The 16437-nt window shown below is 43.4% G+C and carries 13 protein-coding genes; 6 read left to right on the forward strand and 7 right to left on the reverse strand.

Translation table 11 applies throughout. The features are described 5' to 3' along the window. Positions 1 to 79: 79 nt before the first annotated feature. On the forward strand, positions 80 to 3604 hold the full coding sequence (locus HB679_RS20545) for a DUF559 domain-containing protein (RefSeq protein WP_255547504.1): 3525 nt from the start codon (positions 80 to 82) through the stop codon (positions 3602 to 3604). A gap of 119 nt (positions 3605 to 3723) precedes the next feature. Further along, positions 3724 to 6225: an outer membrane beta-barrel family protein gene (locus HB679_RS00105; RefSeq protein ID WP_214069902.1), complete on the forward strand. Its 2502-nt coding sequence runs from the start codon at positions 3724 to 3726 to the stop codon at positions 6223 to 6225. 172 nt (positions 6226 to 6397) lie between these two features. Here HB679_RS00105 and HB679_RS00110 read toward each other — a convergent pair whose 3' ends face one another. The 4 genes from HB679_RS00110 to HB679_RS00125 form a co-directional block, all read right to left on the reverse strand. Then, positions 6398 to 7180, reverse strand: a complete 783-nt coding sequence (locus tag HB679_RS00110) for an alpha/beta hydrolase (protein WP_214069903.1) — start codon at positions 7178 to 7180, stop codon at positions 6398 to 6400. Between the two features lie 2 nt (positions 7181 to 7182). After that, complete coding sequence (locus HB679_RS00115; RefSeq protein WP_214069904.1) at positions 7183 to 7635, reverse strand: SRPBCC family protein; 453 nt, start codon at positions 7633 to 7635, stop codon at positions 7183 to 7185. Continuing rightward, positions 7625 to 7960, reverse strand: a complete 336-nt coding sequence (locus HB679_RS00120; protein WP_214069905.1) for a metalloregulator ArsR/SmtB family transcription factor — start codon at positions 7958 to 7960, stop codon at positions 7625 to 7627. Before HB679_RS00120 ends, HB679_RS00115 begins: the two co-directional genes overlap by 11 nt. Positions 7961 to 8063: 103 nt before the next feature. Further along, a complete protein-coding gene (locus HB679_RS00125; RefSeq protein ID WP_214069906.1) occupies positions 8064 to 9872 on the reverse strand; it encodes a DNA mismatch repair protein MutS in 1809 nt (602 codons plus the stop codon). A 65-nt stretch (positions 9873 to 9937) separates the two neighbouring features. On the opposite strand from HB679_RS00125, the gene rlmH reads away from it, so the two are divergent. Further along, entirely contained in the window at positions 9938 to 10411 is a 474-nt protein-coding gene (gene rlmH, locus HB679_RS00130) for a 23S rRNA (pseudouridine(1915)-N(3))-methyltransferase RlmH (protein WP_214069907.1), read from the forward strand. 196 nt (positions 10412 to 10607) lie between these two features. Here the strand turns inward: rlmH and HB679_RS00135 are convergent, their stop codons facing one another. Then, positions 10608 to 11006, reverse strand: coding sequence for an OsmC family protein (locus HB679_RS00135; protein ID WP_214069908.1), 399 nt, complete (start codon positions 11004 to 11006; stop codon positions 10608 to 10610). A gap of 131 nt (positions 11007 to 11137) precedes the next feature. On the opposite strand from HB679_RS00135, the gene HB679_RS00140 reads away from it, so the two are divergent. After that, complete coding sequence (locus HB679_RS00140) at positions 11138 to 12088, forward strand: cation diffusion facilitator family transporter (protein WP_214069909.1); 951 nt, start codon at positions 11138 to 11140, stop codon at positions 12086 to 12088. 238 nt (positions 12089 to 12326) lie between these two features. Here the strand turns inward: HB679_RS00140 and HB679_RS00145 are convergent, their stop codons facing one another. Both HB679_RS00145 and HB679_RS00150 read right to left on the reverse strand, forming a co-directional pair. After that, on the reverse strand, positions 12327 to 12857 hold the full coding sequence (locus HB679_RS00145; RefSeq protein ID WP_214069910.1) for a DUF5606 domain-containing protein: 531 nt from the start codon (positions 12855 to 12857) through the stop codon (positions 12327 to 12329). A 55-nt stretch (positions 12858 to 12912) separates the two neighbouring features. Next, the gene (locus HB679_RS00150) at positions 12913 to 13374 is read right to left on the reverse strand and encodes a peptidylprolyl isomerase (RefSeq protein ID WP_214069911.1); all 462 of its coding nucleotides are present in this window, start codon (positions 13372 to 13374) and stop codon (positions 12913 to 12915) included. 313 nt (positions 13375 to 13687) lie between these two features. Between HB679_RS00150 and HB679_RS00155 the strand changes: the two genes are divergently transcribed. Next, the gene (locus tag HB679_RS00155; protein WP_255547505.1) at positions 13688 to 14953 is read left to right on the forward strand and encodes an asparagine synthetase B; all 1266 of its coding nucleotides are present in this window, start codon (positions 13688 to 13690) and stop codon (positions 14951 to 14953) included. Positions 14954 to 15140: 187 nt separating this feature from the next. Next, positions 15141 to 16421, forward strand: a complete 1281-nt coding sequence (locus HB679_RS00160; RefSeq protein ID WP_214069912.1) for an asparagine synthetase B — start codon at positions 15141 to 15143, stop codon at positions 16419 to 16421. Positions 16422 to 16437 lie beyond the last annotated feature (16 nt).

A 16437-nucleotide genomic window follows, 5' to 3' on the forward strand; every position in this document is an offset into this window, starting at 1 on the left:
GCGCATCATACTGACAATTATCTAGTCATTTCATAGGGATTTTTTTATTTTCGCACATCAATATAGTAGCGTTTAACAAATGGATTATCAATTTAAAGACATAGAGCAAAAGTGGCAGCAGTTTTGGGCACAAAACCAAACCTTCAAAGCTCAGGATAAAAGCAGCAAGCCTAAGTATTACGTACTCGACATGTTTCCTTACCCATCGGGTGCGGGCTTACACGTTGGGCATCCGCTGGGTTATATTGCGTCTGATATTTTTGCCCGCTACAAACGCCTTAAAGGGTTTAATGTATTGCACCCTATGGGGTATGACTCGTTTGGTTTACCGGCCGAGCAATACGCTATACAAACAGGTCAGCACCCGGCTTTAACTACCGAGGCTAACATTGCTACCTACCGCCGCCAGTTGGATCAGATTGGTTTTTCGTTCGACTGGAGCCGCGAGGTGCGCACCAGTTCGCCCGATTATTATAAATGGACCCAATGGATCTTTATGCAGTTGTTTAACAGCTGGTATAATAAAGCTGCGGATAAGGCTGAGTCTATTGACACCCTGGTTAAACATTTCGAGCAACATGGCTCGGCAGGGATCAATGCTGTGAGCGATGAGGAAGTATTAACTTTTTCTGCCGATGAATGGAAAGCTAAAAGCAACATCGTGCAACAAAACGAATTATTAAAATATCGCTTAACCTACCTGCGCGAAAGTACCGTAAACTGGTGCCCTGCCTTAGGTACCGTATTAGCTAACGACGAGGTAAAAGATGGTTTTAGCGAGCGCGGCGGCTACCCGGTTGAGCAAAAGAAAATGATGCAGTGGAGCATGCGCATTACCGCCTATGCCGAGCGGCTGTTGCAAGGTCTGGACAAGATTGACTGGCCGGAACCGCTAAAAGAAATGCAGCGTAACTGGATTGGTAAAAGTACCGGTGCGTCTGTGAAATTCCCGATTGAGAGTCAAGAATCAAAAGTCAAGAGTCAAGATTATATCGAGGTATTTACTACCCGTGTTGATACCATTTTTGGTGTGACATTTTTAGTGATAGCGCCAGAACATGAATTGGTTGCAGAACTGACTACGCCTGCGCAGAAAACTGAGATCGATGCTTATATCGTCCAAACCAAAAAGAAATCAGAACTTGACCGTATGGCCGATGCTAAAACAGTATCGGGCGCTTTTACGGGTAGCTATGTTATTAACCCGCTAAACAACGAGCGCGTACCTATTTACATAGCCGATTATGTGTTGGCAGGCTACGGCACCGGTGCGGTAATGGCTGTTCCAAGCGGCGACCAGCGCGACTTTTTGTTTGCCAAACATTTTAATCTACCGATAGTCCCGATACTGGACACTCAAAATATTGTTGATGAAGCCGACTCGACCAAGGAAGGTAAATACATCAATTCGGCTTTTGTAAACGGCTTAGATTATAAGGAAGCTACCGCTGCTATTGTAGCTAAGTTAGAGGAATTGAAATTGGGCAAAGCCAAAATCAACTTCCGGATGCGTGATGCTATTTTTGGTCGCCAGCGTTATTGGGGAGAGCCGGTTCCTGTTTATTTTAAAGACGGCTTGCCACATTTGATCAGCGAAGATCATTTGCCTTTGTTATTGCCCGAAATTGATAAATATCTGCCGACCGAAAGCGGTGAACCACCATTGGGTAGAGCGGAAGGCTGGGTATACCAAGGAGCCCCCTCTAAATCTCCCCCGGTAGGGGAGACTTCGCTATCGCACGAGGCCGGTAGTTATCGAGAAACTGCTGATCCGGTTTATTACGAGCAATTGAAAGATTTTAGTCGAGATAATCGTAATCAACCAACTCAAACTGAAGATATTTTGTGGCAATTGCTAAGAAAAGAGCAGACGGGTTATAAAATCAGAAGACAACATGCTATCGATCAATATATAGCAGACTTTGTGTCATTAGAAAAAGGTCTGATAATTGAATTAGACGGACATCATCATAAATTAAATAAAGAAGCGGATGATGCCAGAACAGAAACATTAAATCATTTTGGTTTTGAGGTTATAAGATTTACTAATGATGAAGTACTACAAAGTCCGCAAGGCGTATTTGAAACGATAAAAGAAAAGCTTGACGCTTTGCCGGAAAGAGATAAAACTCATTTCACCGGAGATCAAAAAGTCTCCCCTACCGGGGGAGATTTAGAGGGGGCTGGTTATGCTTACGAACTAAGCACCATGCCCGGCTGGGCGGGAAGTAGCTGGTACTGGTACCGCTATATGGATGCTAATAACGACAAAGAATTTGCGTCTAAAGAAGCTATTGAATACTGGAAAGATGTTGATTTGTATATAGGTGGCAGCGAGCACGCTACCGGGCACTTATTGTACAGTCGTTTCTGGAACAAATTCATGAAAGATTTGAATTTGGTAGTTGAGGAAGAGCCGTTTAAAAAACTGATTAACCAGGGGATGATCCAGGGAAGATCAAATTTTGTTTACAAAATAGGGTATGCAATTTCTTATCCTCCGGTATATGGCAATGATGTCGAAGATGAGATCATAAGCGAAAAGAGATATAATGAGTTGGATAAGATCGGTCCGCAAATTTTAATATCTAAAAAGTGGTACAACGAGTATTTAAATAACGAAGGCTATAAAGAATTTTTATATAATTTTTTAAAAGAAGAATTATCAAAGAATATTCAACTAAAATCTTCGAATTCCTCAATGTACGATGGCGCTTTTATTGATGAGAATATTTTAAAGGTTCTTCCGACGCATGTTGATGTAAATATTGTTGAGAATGACATCTTAGACATAAAAAAACTTAGAAGTTCAAGAAAGGACTATCAGAACGCCATTCTTATCTTAGAAGATGGCTCTATCTCCTCCCCAACCGGGGGAGGCCGGGAGGGGGCTTACATCTGCGGTGTCGAAGTTGAAAAGATGTCGAAATCTAAGTTCAACGTGGTTAACCCGGATGACCTGATTGCGCGTTATGGTGCCGATACTTTGCGGATGTATGAAATGTTTCTGGGTCCGCTAGAGCAGAGCAAGCCCTGGAATACCAATGGCATCGAGGGCGTGTTTAAATTCCTGCGTAAATTTTGGCGCTTGTTCCATAATGATGCCTGGGAGTTTAAAGTGTCGGATGCTGAACCAACCAAAGCCGAGTTAAAATCATTACACAAGATCATCCGTAAGGTTGAAGAAGATGTGGAGCGTTTTTCGTTTAATACCTCGGTATCCAGCTTCATGATCGCCATTAATGAGTTAACTGATTTGAAGTGCAATAACCGTCAGATCTTACAAGATCTGGTAATTGTATTATCATCGTACGCGCCGCATATCTGCGAGGAACTTTGGACCTTATTAGGTAACGAGGCAGGTACGCTTTCTTACGCACCTTATCCTAAATTTAACCCTGCCTTTTTGGTCGAGGATGAATTTGCTTACCCAATCTCTATCAATGGTAAAACAAAAATGAACCTGAACATATCATTAAGCCTGGAGCCAAAGGACATTGAAGCTTATGTTTTGGCTAACGCCGATGTGCAGCGATACCTGGATGGCAAGCAACCCAAGAAAGTAATCGTTGTAAAAGGGCGAATTGTTAATATGGTTGTGTAACAGCTACTTATTGTCAATATCGCGTAACAATGCGTAACAAACTACTATACATTTAACAAAAACGGCGTTTCGTTGTAACATTTAGGGTATTTTCGCGCCTAATTACAAAAAATGTTAAAATGAAACGCATACTTCTACTTATTTCAATAATTTTCTCAGTTGTTACGGCCAAGGCACAATTTGGTGTCGGCGGTGGCGGCTCGAGTATAGTGGGCAAGATATCGGGGACGGTTGTTGACTCCGTTACCAAAAAGCCATTAGATTATGGTACCATCAGCTTATTCAGAGCTACCGGTAAATCGCCTATAACCGGTGTATTAACCGATGATAAAGGAAATTTTAAATTAGATGGCATCCATCCCGGTGTTTACCGCCTTGAAATTACCTTTGTGGGTTATCCAACCAAAGTAGTTAAAGGTGTTGAAACTACGCTTTCAAAACCCGATAAAAACTTAGGCACCTTCGGCATTGCGGCCAGTACAAAAGCGCTGAACGAGGTGAATATTGTCAGCAGCGCGCCTTTAATTGAAAACCGCATAGACAAAATTGTTTACAATGCCGAAAAAGACGTTACCGCCGGTGGCGGCAGCGCAACAGACATTCTGCAAAAAGTGCCATTGGTAAACGTGGATATTAACGGTAACGTGTCTTTACGCGGCGATGCAAACGTGCGTGTATTGATCAACGGTCGCCCGTCTGGTGCTACCTCGGCCAGTTTAGCCGATGTATTGAAAGGTATCCCGGCAGATCAGATCAAGACTGTCGAGGTTATTACCTCACCGTCTGCTAAATATGATGCAGAAGGTTCGGCCGGTATCATCAACATCATCACCAAACAAAAAAATATATCGGGTATTAGCGGCGGTATTAGCGGTGGTATTGGTTCGCGCCAAAACAACGGTAACTTTAATCTTAACTATAATAAAAACAGGTTTAACTTAACGGTTAACATTGGTGGTAACGCCGGCTGGCCGCAAACCTCAAAAACTTCGCTTTATACAAAGATTGACAGGGACACTATTCATACTGTATCGCAAAGCCTGGGTACCAGCAAAGTAACCCGTCACGCTATAGTTGGATCAGTTTCTGCCGGTTACGAGTTTAATGCTTACAATAGCTTGAACACCAGTATCCGTGGTAACCAAATAGCTTTTAATACCGATGCAAATAGCGTAATTACCGGCACAAACCCATACGACCTGCATTCTGTAGCGCATGCTATACCAGCCAGTGGTTTTGACTGGAACATAGACTACGTGCACAAATTTAAAACCGAAGGTGAAGAACTGGATTTTTCAACCCAGTGGAGCCATACCATAGGTAAAAGCGAGTTTACCAATATTTACACGGATGTTTTCAGCAATCAAAAAAATACGATTGATGGTACCAACAACGAATACACTTTGCAAGGCGATTATGTATTGCCGATCAATACGACGTTTAAACTGGAATCTGGCGCTAAATATATCATCCGCAGAATAAATACGGTTAATGATATTTATAGCCCTGTTGGCAATGATTTTAGCTTTAATGATCTGGCATCAAGTACTTATGGTTACAATCAAAATGTAAGTGCGGCTTACACCGTATTGACGATTAACCTGCCTAAAAACTACAGCATTTTGGCCGGCTTACGCGACGAGTACACCACCATTGATGGTAACCCGCATAGTTTGTTGCAAACCAACCTGCCTTTTACACAAAACTATAATACGCTGGTACCAAGTTTAACCTTGCAGAAGAAAATAACCGCTACCCAAACTATCAAAATAGGTTATAGCAAACGTATTACACGCCCAAGCTTACAGTTCCTGAATCCGTTTGTGGATAGTACCAACGTACAGGCGCAAAGAACAGGTAATCCTAAATTGAATCCGGAGATCTCGCAAACTATCGAGTTAGGTTACAATACTTACATCGGTAGTTCTATAGTTAACCTTTCTGCTTATTACAAACATACCAGCGGTTTAATTGAAGGTATTGCTACACCTATCCCGGTAACTGTTGATGGTGAAATACAAGGTGGTACTTTAACTACTTACCAAAACATAGGTAACAATAACTCATTCGGCGGCAGTTTCTTCGGATCGGTTACACCGTTCAAGATCTTAACCATTATGGGTAGTATTAACGCTTATACTTATAAGCCAGATCCGGCAGGCATATTTAACCTGGCACAATCGCAAAATGGCACCTACATACAATATGGCGGTTTCATGAGAGCTACCTTAACGTTACCTAAAGACTTTGTTGCAGAATCGTTTGCCTTTGGTAACTCGGCGCGCCGTACCATCCAGGGTACTAATCCGGCGTTCAGCATTTTCGGTGTAGGCTTTAAAAAACAGTTTGATAACAAGAAATACTCTTTGGGTGTAAACGCTATCCAGCCGTTTAGCAACTACAAAGATTTCAATACAAACATTAATAGCCCGGGCTTAGTGCAAACAAGCAAGTTCCAGTATCCGTTCCGTTCATTTGGCTTAACGTTTAGCTACAACTTTGGTAAGCTAAGCTTTAAAGCACCAGACCCAACGGCTAAAAAGAAAGGCGTTAACAACGACGACTTAAAACAAGACGACAACGGCATGGGCGGCGGTGCTGCCGGTGGCGGTGGCCGATAAGCATTAATATATCTATGAAAAACAAAAAGCGATGAGTTTACCTCATCGCTTTTTTGTTTTATGGGAAATGACGTGACAAAGAATTGTGCAAATAGCCCACAAGCCGCGCAATGACGCGGCGAGAGAAGGGGGGGCACTCGAAGGGTGACACCCCAGCCGCGTAGATATTTATCTATCCTAAAAATTCGTTGATCAACGCCGCAGTGATCTCCGGCATTTTGCTGCCCGGTTTAAGCTCGGCCTCGGCTGCGCCAATAAACCCACCGTGAACGCCCGGTAACACTATCAGTTCGGCATTATCTACTAGATGAGCCATATGCGCTGTATGTGCTAGGGTAACAACATCTTGCGATGAAACCATAAAAAGGGCGGCAGCTTTAATGGCTTTCATATCGTCTTCATTAAAATCGGTAAAGGAAACCATACGGGCTTTGTCTTTCTCAAACATGGTTTGCAGTTTGTTGCTGTCCGGGTTTACCTTTAGGAAAGCCTCATGGAGTAATGCTGGCATGTTGCCTGGCGTTGCATGCGGCATAAAGTCAAAAAAGCCCTCCATAAAGCCATCGCGTTTGTAAGCCCCGGTTATTACAACGATTTTATTAACCAGCTGCGGATGCCTGATGGCAATTTGTAAGGTGGTCGACCCGCCATTGCTAAAACCCAGGATATTGGCTTTATTGATGTTTAAATAGCCCAGCAGTGCCGCTACATCATCTGCATCCTGCTCAAAACTCTCAGGTGCATCGCGGTCGCTGGTGCGGCCGTGGGCCTGTAGTTCTACAGCAATTACCTGATGATTTTTTGCCAGTATAGGCAACAGCCTGCCAAAGGTTGAATCAAGCGTCGACCCACCACCATGAATGAGCACCAGGGGTATATCTCCCTCGCCATGAAGCTCAAAATACATACTGATGCCGTTTACCGGCGCATACCCCGATTTTTTTAGCGCGCTCATATTTATGATTGTTGGTTTTGTAAGTAAACTTCCAATTTGGCTACGTTTTGTTTCAATCCTTCGTCTGCGCCAAAAGTTTTAACAACTTGTATGAATTGTTCGCGACTTTCAAACAGCATGTGCCAGGTAAGCAAAGTTTTGTCACCCTGTTCCTCGAAGGTAATAGTTGCAATAAACTTAGGCGACGAGTCGTGTTCATAAACTATTTTTTTATTGATAATCACTTCCTTAAAAATACTCCTGTTTTTAAAGTCGACACCATCGGGGCTGTGCATAACCAGGTTCCACTCGCCACCCGGTTCTAGGTCCATTTTATTTATGGTATTGGTGAAGCCGTTTGGCCCCCACCAGTTAGCTATATGCTCTGGGTTGGTCCATACTTCCCAGACCAGGTCTACCGGCGCATTAAGGGTTCGGGTTAATAACAGTTCGCGGTCTTTAGTGTTACTTTCCATGTTTTCTTTCCTTTTTAAGTTTATCCAAATAAGTTTCTAAGTTGTCTAATTTGCTTTCAAAATGTTGCTTAAAGCCATCTACCCAAACTGATACCTCACTAAGTTGATCCAGTTGCGCCTCGCAATAACGTTCTCGCCCTTCTTTCCTAATCTTTAGCAACTCGCACTCAATTAATATTTTGATATGTAGTGATATGGCCTGGCGGCTTATATCAAAACTGTCGGCAATGGTATTTACATTTAAGGGTCTATCAGCCACCATATTGATAATTTGCCGGCGGGTAGGGTCGGCAATGGCTTGGAATACGTCTCTTCTCTGAATCATTATGCAAGTATATGCTTGCAAATATATACGCAAGTATTTGCTTGCGCAAATATTTTGAAAAATAAAAAAGCCTCTGTGTTTTTCAGAGGCTTTCTATTTGGGATTAAAGTGACGGGATATTAATCCCTATCTGCCTCAATAACAACGTAGCGTTAAATGTTTTGCATTCGCCATGCTTCATTTTATAATCGAACAGCATTTCGCCGTCTTTAACTTGTATATCGAAATAGAAATTACGTACATAATCAGGGTATTGTTGTTCCAGTTGCGCTATCTGCAAATCGTGCGTGGCTACCATGCCCACGCCGCGTTTGGCAATCAGTTGTTCTATCACCGCTTTTGATCCCAGGTATTTGTCGACCGAATTAGTGCCACGCAGCATCTCGTCAATCAAAAAGAAAACCTTGTATTCCTGGTCAACCGCAGCCAGTAGCATTTGCAGGCGGTCAAGCTCGGCTTTAAAGGTTGATGTGCTTTCATTCAAAGAATCTTTGATACGCATATAGCTCACCATGGTCATGACAGACACCCGCATGTTATCCGCGCAAACCGGCGCGCCGCACAGCGCAAGCACGGTGTTAATGCCAATGGTGCGCAGGAAAGTACTCTTGCCCGCCATGTTAGAGCCGGTAATGATATCGATCTTGAAAGTATCCGTCAGCTCATAATCATTGGTAACCCGGTTAGTGCTATTGATGAGCGGGTGAGCGAGATTTTTACCAACAAGGGTATAAGTCTGGCCATCTTCGATTTCCGGAACGCTCCATTGCGGATAATTAAAATACAATGCACCAATGCTGGCTATAGCTTCAAACTCGGCAATAACTTCGAATGCATCTTCCAAACTTTCGTGATTATTGCGTTTCCATTGTTCTATGGCTATGGTTTGTTTAAGCGCCCACAGAAAGAAAACGTTCAGCACAAAGTTTACAATCATGATGAGGTTATAACTCATCTTATCAATCAATTTAGCCAGCGCTGCAATGTTTTTGGAGGTTTTATTTTGTTTTATTTTTTGGGCGAGATTACTGTTATAGTTCGATTGCCAATCCTCGCTTTCTATCTTGTCGAAAACTACCGCATAGCCGCTCAATATCTTGCTGATCTTATCGGCAATAGCCGACGACTTGCTGATGTACGAGCCTTTAGACGATACAATGATCAGGTTAGCTGCACCCAGCAATATGGCTACCAGCTTGGCTATCGGCGAAAAAAACGAACCTACAATAGCGATAAGCAACAGGTAAGGGGCCAGCCTGATGTATTTGGTTAAAGCAGCCTCGCCCGGAATATTTAAGGGTGCATGCAAAAAACTAAACAGGCCTTTAAGCGGGTTGCCCTCTATCTTGTTGGCGAATAGTAACTGGGTTTGAAATTCCAGTCGCCATTGGTTTTTATTGGCTATTTCCTGTGCTGCCGTTTGACGTTCCAGGATGATAGGCTTTTTTGACGGTCCGCTTAACCAATGTGCCAGTTTAGCAACACCCGGGTTGGTGGCCGCCCGGTTCATCAACTGAAATAACGACATATTGCCAAAGACGTCCAGATCAGATGTATAAAAATGTTTCTCGTTACCGTAGCTTGCACCATTATCATACAGGTTGCTGCGGGTTTGCAGGCTGGCTATTTCGTTATCGTTGATCTGTTTTAGGTTTGTATAATATTTGGTTTGGCGCTCATAGCCGCTTTGGCGTTGTACCAGCCAGGCAAATGCAAAAAGCAGAATTGGGATGGTAATAGCGATAACGTTAAAGCTATCGTTAACAGCGCCAATGTAAATGGCTATCCCCGCGGCCGCAAACACGCCAAGGCGCATCAGGGCGTAAGTGTTTGCAAGGCTTTTAAAATTATCGGCTTGTTGTGCGGCTTGCTGCGAGTTTTGTTGGTAGGTGTCTATAACGGTAGATTGCATGTTCTCAAAAAAGTTAGTCAAAATAAGTACTTATATTTTAAATAACCGTTTATTTGGGGTAAGGTATGAAAATAACTTTCCTGACAGTCGGCAAAACAGAGGATGCCTATTTAAAAGACGGCATTGACAAATATGTAAAGCGTTTAAAGCATTACACTAAACTGGAAATGGTTGACCTGCCCGAACTCAAAAACACCAAAGCGCTAACCGAGCAGCAACAAAAAACTAAAGAAGCCGAACTGATCCTCAAAAAGATTACACCGTTGGATCATGTGATTTTGCTGGATGAAAAAGGTATGGAGCTAACCTCCAAACAGTTTGCTGCTTACCTGGATAAAAAGGCAATAGGCTCAACCTCAAGTTTGGTATTTGTGGTAGGTGGCCCATACGGATTTGATGAATCGGTTTATGAGCGGGCTAACGATAAAATTTCGTTGTCGCGGATGACGTTTTCGCACCAGATGATCAGGCTGTTTTTTACCGAGCAGTTGTATAGGGCCTTTACTATTTTGAAAGGTGAGCCTTATCATCATGAGTAGGGCGGATTAACTTTAGTTTTGTCATTGCGAGGAGGAATGACGAAGCAATCGCACGCGTGTATGCCTTTCTCCTTGTGATTGCCACGCTACGCTCGCAATGACATATCTTTTAACAACCCTCTTTCCCGCTTGCGGAAGAGAGGATGATCCATCCGCCTTTAGGCGGAGCAGATCGGGTGAGTCCCCGCCGCAAGGTTTACTTACTCAAAGTAACCTCCAACCCTTTGCGTAAAGTATTATGAATTTCGGCTATCCTGTCGGTATGCTCAATTAATTCATTGATCACTTCCGCAGAAGCATCGGCCGCCACGTGTGCTTTATATTTGAAGTTTGTACCCGGTTCGCCATCTTTTCCAAACTCGCCGGTAAAGTCGACTTCTACTAACGATACTTTAATGTTTTTCTTTTCCGCTTCGCGATAAATATCATTGCAGAAACAGGTGGCCAGCGCAAGCAGCAGAAATTCTGCGCCGTTAACAGACGAGCCATAACCAGAGGCTTTCGGATCAATATGGAGTTCTTTAGAATTATCATTAGTTTGCACCACAATTTGATGCTGGTTGAACTGGCTGTTAATGCTTGCGGAAACTTTCATTGTAATGGTGGTGGTTGGTTTTTAATGGGTTCAAAAATAATAACAGGAAATCAGGTATTAAAATCATTTATTTCAGGCTGATACATTGCCCCTTATTTCGGTTTCATCATTCTAAAGCCTACCTTTGCGCCATGTCAGGTCATAGCCATTCTCACGCTCATCACGATCACGATCATTCGCATGGTTTTGGTCACCACCATCATGAACAACCCAAGCTCGATCATTTAAATGCCGCTTTTATCTGGGGCATTATCCTGAACTCGGCTTTTGTGATTATAGAAGTAATAGCAGGTTTATTTACCGGCTCGTTATCGCTGCTTACAGACGCTGGTCATAACCTGAGCGATGTAGTGAGCCTTGCGTTGGCTTTGCTGGCTTTTAAGCTCACTAAAGTAGGCTCAAACGCTAATTATACTTACGGTTACAAGCGTTCTACCATATTGGTTTCTTTCTTCAACGCGGTGATCTTAGTGGCATCTATTGGTGTGATTGTTTACGAAGCAGTTATTCGTTTCATGCATCCGCACGCTATTCAGGGCGATACTGTTGCCTGGGTATCATTGATCGGTATCGGTATCAATGCATTTACTGCTTATCTGTTTGTGAAGGACAAAGACAAAGACCTTAACGTTAAAGGTGCTTATATACATATGGCTATGGATGCCGTGGTGTCTTTAGGTGTAGTTATAGCCGGTGTGATCATATATTTTACCAAACTATATTGGATTGACAGCGTGGTGAGTTTAATTATCGGTGTGGTTATTCTGCGCGGCACCTGGAGTTTATTGAAAGATAGTCTGCGTTTAGAAATGGACGGCGTACCTAAAGAAATGAACCTCACTAAGATCAAAGAGGAACTCATGAAAGCAAAGGGGGTAGTGGATATTCACCACATGCACGTTTGGGCGCTCAGCACCACAGAAAACGCACTGACGGCCCACCTGGTTGTTGCACCGGATGATTTACACCTGTTCGACGGTATTAAAGCTGATCTGCGCCACCGCCTGCTACACCTGGATATTAGCCACAGCACTTTCGAACCCGAGTTCTCGACAGAGAAATGCGACGAACCGGATTGCTAGTGGATGTGCAGATAGATTGATGTGCAGATATGCAAATGTGCGGATGTGCAGATGATTTTAAATGATTAGCAAATAGGGAACATAATTCTTAATTAATAAAAAAGGCTCACATTTAAATGTGAGCCTTTTTAGTATCATTTCATCTGTACATCAACTTTATTTCATCTGCACATCCGCGTATCTGCACATTATAAAGCATCTGCACATTTGCACATCCGCATATTTGCACATCAAACCATTATCCTTTTTTAGACGGATTTCTGGTAGCTGCTGCTTTAGCGGCTTGTGCTTTTGGTGCTGCTGGTTTTTTAGCTACAGGTTTCTCCTTTGGTTTTTCGGTAATTTTTACCGGCGCTTCAGCACCTTCTTCGGTTGGTGCGCTTGGCGCTTCTTCGTTAAACAAAGGCAGTTCTTTCAAAATGTTGAACCAGTTAATTACCTTCTTCATATCAGAAGCATAAACTTTTTCTTCATCATGACCTGGCGCTATTTCTCTGAAAAACTTACGCAGCGTAGTGCCGTCTGCCTTAGCATCAGGAACGTTGGCAGCAGTTTTTATGCGCGCTAAAACTTCGGTTAGTTTGATGTCCTCGTCGTCGCCAAAAATGGTGATCTCGTCTAACGCAGCTAATTTTGCGGTCGACAAGTTTACTACCAATTTGGTTTTTTGTGCATCAAGGCTCTCTAAAACAAAACCTGTTTTGTTTTGAACCAATGCTTTCCACAAACCTGGTTTACCTGATACCGATACAATTGCGGTTAAATTCATATAGTTAATGTTGTGAATTTAAGTTATACGTATGACGTACAACCTAAAACGTAAATTAATCTTCTGTTACTTCTATTGATAAAATTTTATCGCCCTGGCGGATATCGTCAACCACGTCAACGTTCTCGATAACTTTACCGAAGCAAGTATGGTTGCGGTCAAGATGAGCGGTGTTAGCACGGCTATGGCAGATAAAAAATTGTGAACCGCCTGTGTTACGGCCGGCATGAGCCATAGACAATACGCCACGATCGTGGTATTGTAACTCGCCGGTTAATTCGCAATCAATGTTATAGCCTGGGCCGCCGCTGCCTGCTTTATATGCGGTAGCCGGGTCCTTAGAGAAAGGGCAGCCACCCTGTACCATAAAGTTTGGGATAACGCGGTGAAAAGAAATTCCGTTGTAAAATCCTTCTTTTGCCAATTTTTTGAAATTAGCAACTGCATTAGGGGCATCCTGATCGTAAAACTCTACGGTCATATCGCCTTTTTCAGTTTTTATAATTGCTTTACTCATTTTCAATTTTTTGATAGTTGGCAAAGGTAACAATTTTTGGTGATTAGAGATTAGAGAATGGAGATTAGTGATAGTATTAGAATCGCCTTTGAAAAAGGAGGTGCCTACGGAGCCACTGATCTATTTTCTATAGCTATAAACAGGAAGTCCCTATGGGACTATATCCACTTTTGTGACTCCGTAGGAGTCGCGTGTTTGTAGTATAAAAGGACGTTAAGAAAGGCTCCGTAGGTGCCTCCTGTTGACAATCTTGAACAATCTCAATATTTATCCCCCAAACAACACCTTCCATATTTATTCGTTAAATTTGAATATGATCCACCGTACTAAATACCTTTTGATTTTTGCCTTTTGCCTTTTAAATTTGATAACCCGCGCGGCGTCTATTTTAATGCCGATGGACGAGGTGCAAAAGAATCATCTTAAAGCTTATGGTATTGCCTTTTGGGTTTTAAAAAACGGGGGCGAGGTTGATTGGCTGCTTAACTATCGCGGTGGCAGTTTCATGACCGTTTACGATAAAAAACTGGAAGATGAGTGCAAGATTCGTGGTGTAAGCTACGAGGTTGTTGCCGATGCCCAGGTAACCGAAATATTGACCCAGGTGAATGATCCATCCGTAAATATGGACCTGGTAAAGCTGCAAAAAGCCCCGCGGATTGCGGTTTATTCGCCCAAGGATAAGTTACCCTGGGACGACGCAGTCACCCTGGTGCTTAAATATGCCGAGATCCCTTTTGATTTGGTGTATGATGAAGAGGTAATTCGCGGCGATTTGCCCAAGTACGATTGGTTGCACATGCACCATGAAGACTTCACCGGGCAGTACAGCAAGTTTTATGCAGGCTTTGCCAATGCACAATGGTATATTGATGATAAGAAATCACAAGAGGACCTGGCCGCTAAACTGGGCTTTAAAAAAGTATCCAAAATGAAGCTGGCTGTAGTGCAGCACATTCGCGATTTTACGGCTGGTGGTGGTTTTCTGTTCGCCATGTGCTCTGGTACCGAAACCTTTGATATCGCATTAGCCGCGGCCAATACCGATATCTGTGAAGCTATGTTTGACGGCGATGGCGCAGACCCAAATGCGCAAAGTAAGCTGGACTATACCCAAACATTTGCCTTCCAGAATTTTAACCTGGATATGAACCCGTTTACACACCGGTTTAGTGATATTGATGTTACCAATACCCGGCTTGTTAATCGTACCGAAGACTTTTTTACGTTGTTTGATTTTTCGGCCAAATGGGATGTCGTGCCCAGCATGCTCACCCAAAATCACGATAAAGTGATCAAGGGGTTTATGGGCTTAACCACAGCGTTTAACAAAAACACCATCAAGCCCGGCGTTACCATTATGGGCGAGACTAAGACTGCTAACGAGGTACGTTATATTCACGGCGAATACGGTAAAGGCCAATGGACGTTTTACGGTGGCCACGACCCCGAAGATTATCAGCATGCAGTAAACGACCCACCGACGGACCTGGACCTGCACCCAAACTCGCCGGGTTACAGGCTGATTTTAAATAACGTGTTGTTTCCGGCTGCTAAGAAGAAGAAACAGAAAACCTAAGCTCAACACGTTATAAAATGCGCGTCATTGCGAGGAACGAAGCAATCTCTGCACTCGCTTATCAATGTGTGGAGTGATCGTGCTGGCTGTCGCCAAATGAGATTTATCTTATTGACTGTCTGTTCTAGAGATTGCTTCGTTCCTCGCAATGACGTGGTGTATATTATAGGAGTTTAAATATTGCATAATGAAGTACCTAAGATATCTTCTAACCTCCGCCATACTGCTTTGGTCCGCCGGACTCAGGGCTGCATCCATATTAATCCCGATGGACGAAGCGCAGAAAGATCATCTTAAATCATACGGTATTGCATTTTGGGTACTCAAGAATGAGCAAGAGGTTGACTGGCTGCTTAATTACCGCGGCGGCAGCTTCCTCACCAAATATGATAGCAAGACCGAGAATGAGTGTAAGATCCGCGGTGTTAGCTACGAAGTAATTGCCGACGATCAAGTTGCCGAGATCACTGCACAGATCAATGATCCATCAGTAAACATGGATATTGTTAAGCTGGAAAAAGCTCCGCGCATGGCGGTCTACTCGCCAAAGGTAGGGGTCAAGCCGGCAGACGATGCGGTTATATTAGTGTTAAAATATGCCGAAATTCCTTTTGATATTGTGTATGACGAAGAAGTGCTTCGCGGCGATTTGAATAAATATGACTGGCTGCATCTGCATCACGAGGATTTTACCGGGCAGTATAGCAAAGAAATTAATCGCGGCCGTAATATCCAAAAATTCTTACAAACCAAAGCTATACAGGAGGCCACAGCCAAAAAGTTTGGGTATAATAAGGTATCTAAAATGAAACTGGCGGTTGCCCAAAGTATTCGCGATTTTTGTGCCGGCGGCGGCTTTTTACTGGCGATGTGCTCTGGCGCCGATAGTTTTGATATCGCGCTTGCCGCGTATAAAACAGATATTGTTGATGCCGTTTATGATGGCGACCCGCCCGACCCGATGGCGCAGTCGAAACTGGATTTTAGCCAGACACTGGCTTTCCAAAACTTTACGGTGGTAACAGATCCTTACGCTTCCGGCAGGGAAATTGGCAAGTTCAGTAATATAGATGTCAGCAACACGCGCCACATCAGGCAGGCGGATGATTTTTTTACATTATTTGATTTCTCTGCCAAATGGGACGTGGTGCCCAGTATGCTCACCCAGGATCATGAACGGGTGATTAAAGGATTTATGGGTTTGGCAACAGCATTTGATAAATCAAAAATCAAATCGACAGTTACTATTATGGGCGAGTTAAAAGGCGCCAATGAGGCCCGCTACATTCATGGCGAGTACGGCAAGGGGCAATGGACCTTTTACGGCGGCCACGACCCGGAGAACTATCGCTACGGCACCAGCGAGCCACCTACAGATTTGAGCCTGCATCCTAATTCGCCGGGCTATCGTTTGATATTGAATAACGTGTTGTTTCCCGCTGCAAAGCGAAAGAAGTTGAAGACCTAGGATTTCAATTAAACAC

It is taken from the genome of Mucilaginibacter sp. dw_454 (assembly GCF_018449775.1).
Classification (GTDB): domain Bacteria; phylum Bacteroidota; class Bacteroidia; order Sphingobacteriales; family Sphingobacteriaceae; genus Mucilaginibacter.

What these genes read in the sequence shown, in the direction of transcription:
- HB679_RS00125 (WP_214069906.1), bottom strand. Translation starts at nt 9,872, where the DNA reads ATGCAATCTACCGTTATAGACACCTACCAACAAAACTCGCAGCAAGCC.
- HB679_RS20545 (WP_255547504.1), top strand. Translation starts at nt 80, where the DNA reads ATGGATTATCAATTTAAAGACATAGAGCAAAAGTGGCAGCAGTTTTGG.
- HB679_RS00115 (WP_214069904.1), bottom strand. Translation starts at nt 7,635, where the DNA reads ATGGAAAGTAACACTAAAGACCGCGAACTGTTATTAACCCGAACCCTT.
- rlmH (WP_214069907.1), top strand. Translation starts at nt 9,938, where the DNA reads ATGAAAATAACTTTCCTGACAGTCGGCAAAACAGAGGATGCCTATTTA.
- HB679_RS00105 (WP_214069902.1), top strand. Translation starts at nt 3,724, where the DNA reads ATGAAACGCATACTTCTACTTATTTCAATAATTTTCTCAGTTGTTACG.
- HB679_RS00140 (WP_214069909.1), top strand. Translation starts at nt 11,138, where the DNA reads ATGTCAGGTCATAGCCATTCTCACGCTCATCACGATCACGATCATTCG.
- HB679_RS00150 (WP_214069911.1), bottom strand. Translation starts at nt 13,374, where the DNA reads ATGAGTAAAGCAATTATAAAAACTGAAAAAGGCGATATGACCGTAGAG.
- HB679_RS00110 (WP_214069903.1), bottom strand. Translation starts at nt 7,180, where the DNA reads ATGAGCGCGCTAAAAAAATCGGGGTATGCGCCGGTAAACGGCATCAGT.
- HB679_RS00120 (WP_214069905.1), bottom strand. Translation starts at nt 7,960, where the DNA reads ATGATTCAGAGAAGAGACGTATTCCAAGCCATTGCCGACCCTACCCGC.
- HB679_RS00160 (WP_214069912.1), top strand. Translation starts at nt 15,141, where the DNA reads ATGAAGTACCTAAGATATCTTCTAACCTCCGCCATACTGCTTTGGTCC.
- HB679_RS00145 (WP_214069910.1), bottom strand. Translation starts at nt 12,857, where the DNA reads ATGAATTTAACCGCAATTGTATCGGTATCAGGTAAACCAGGTTTGTGG.
- HB679_RS00135 (WP_214069908.1), bottom strand. Translation starts at nt 11,006, where the DNA reads ATGAAAGTTTCCGCAAGCATTAACAGCCAGTTCAACCAGCATCAAATT.
- HB679_RS00155 (WP_255547505.1), top strand. Translation starts at nt 13,688, where the DNA reads ATGATCCACCGTACTAAATACCTTTTGATTTTTGCCTTTTGCCTTTTA.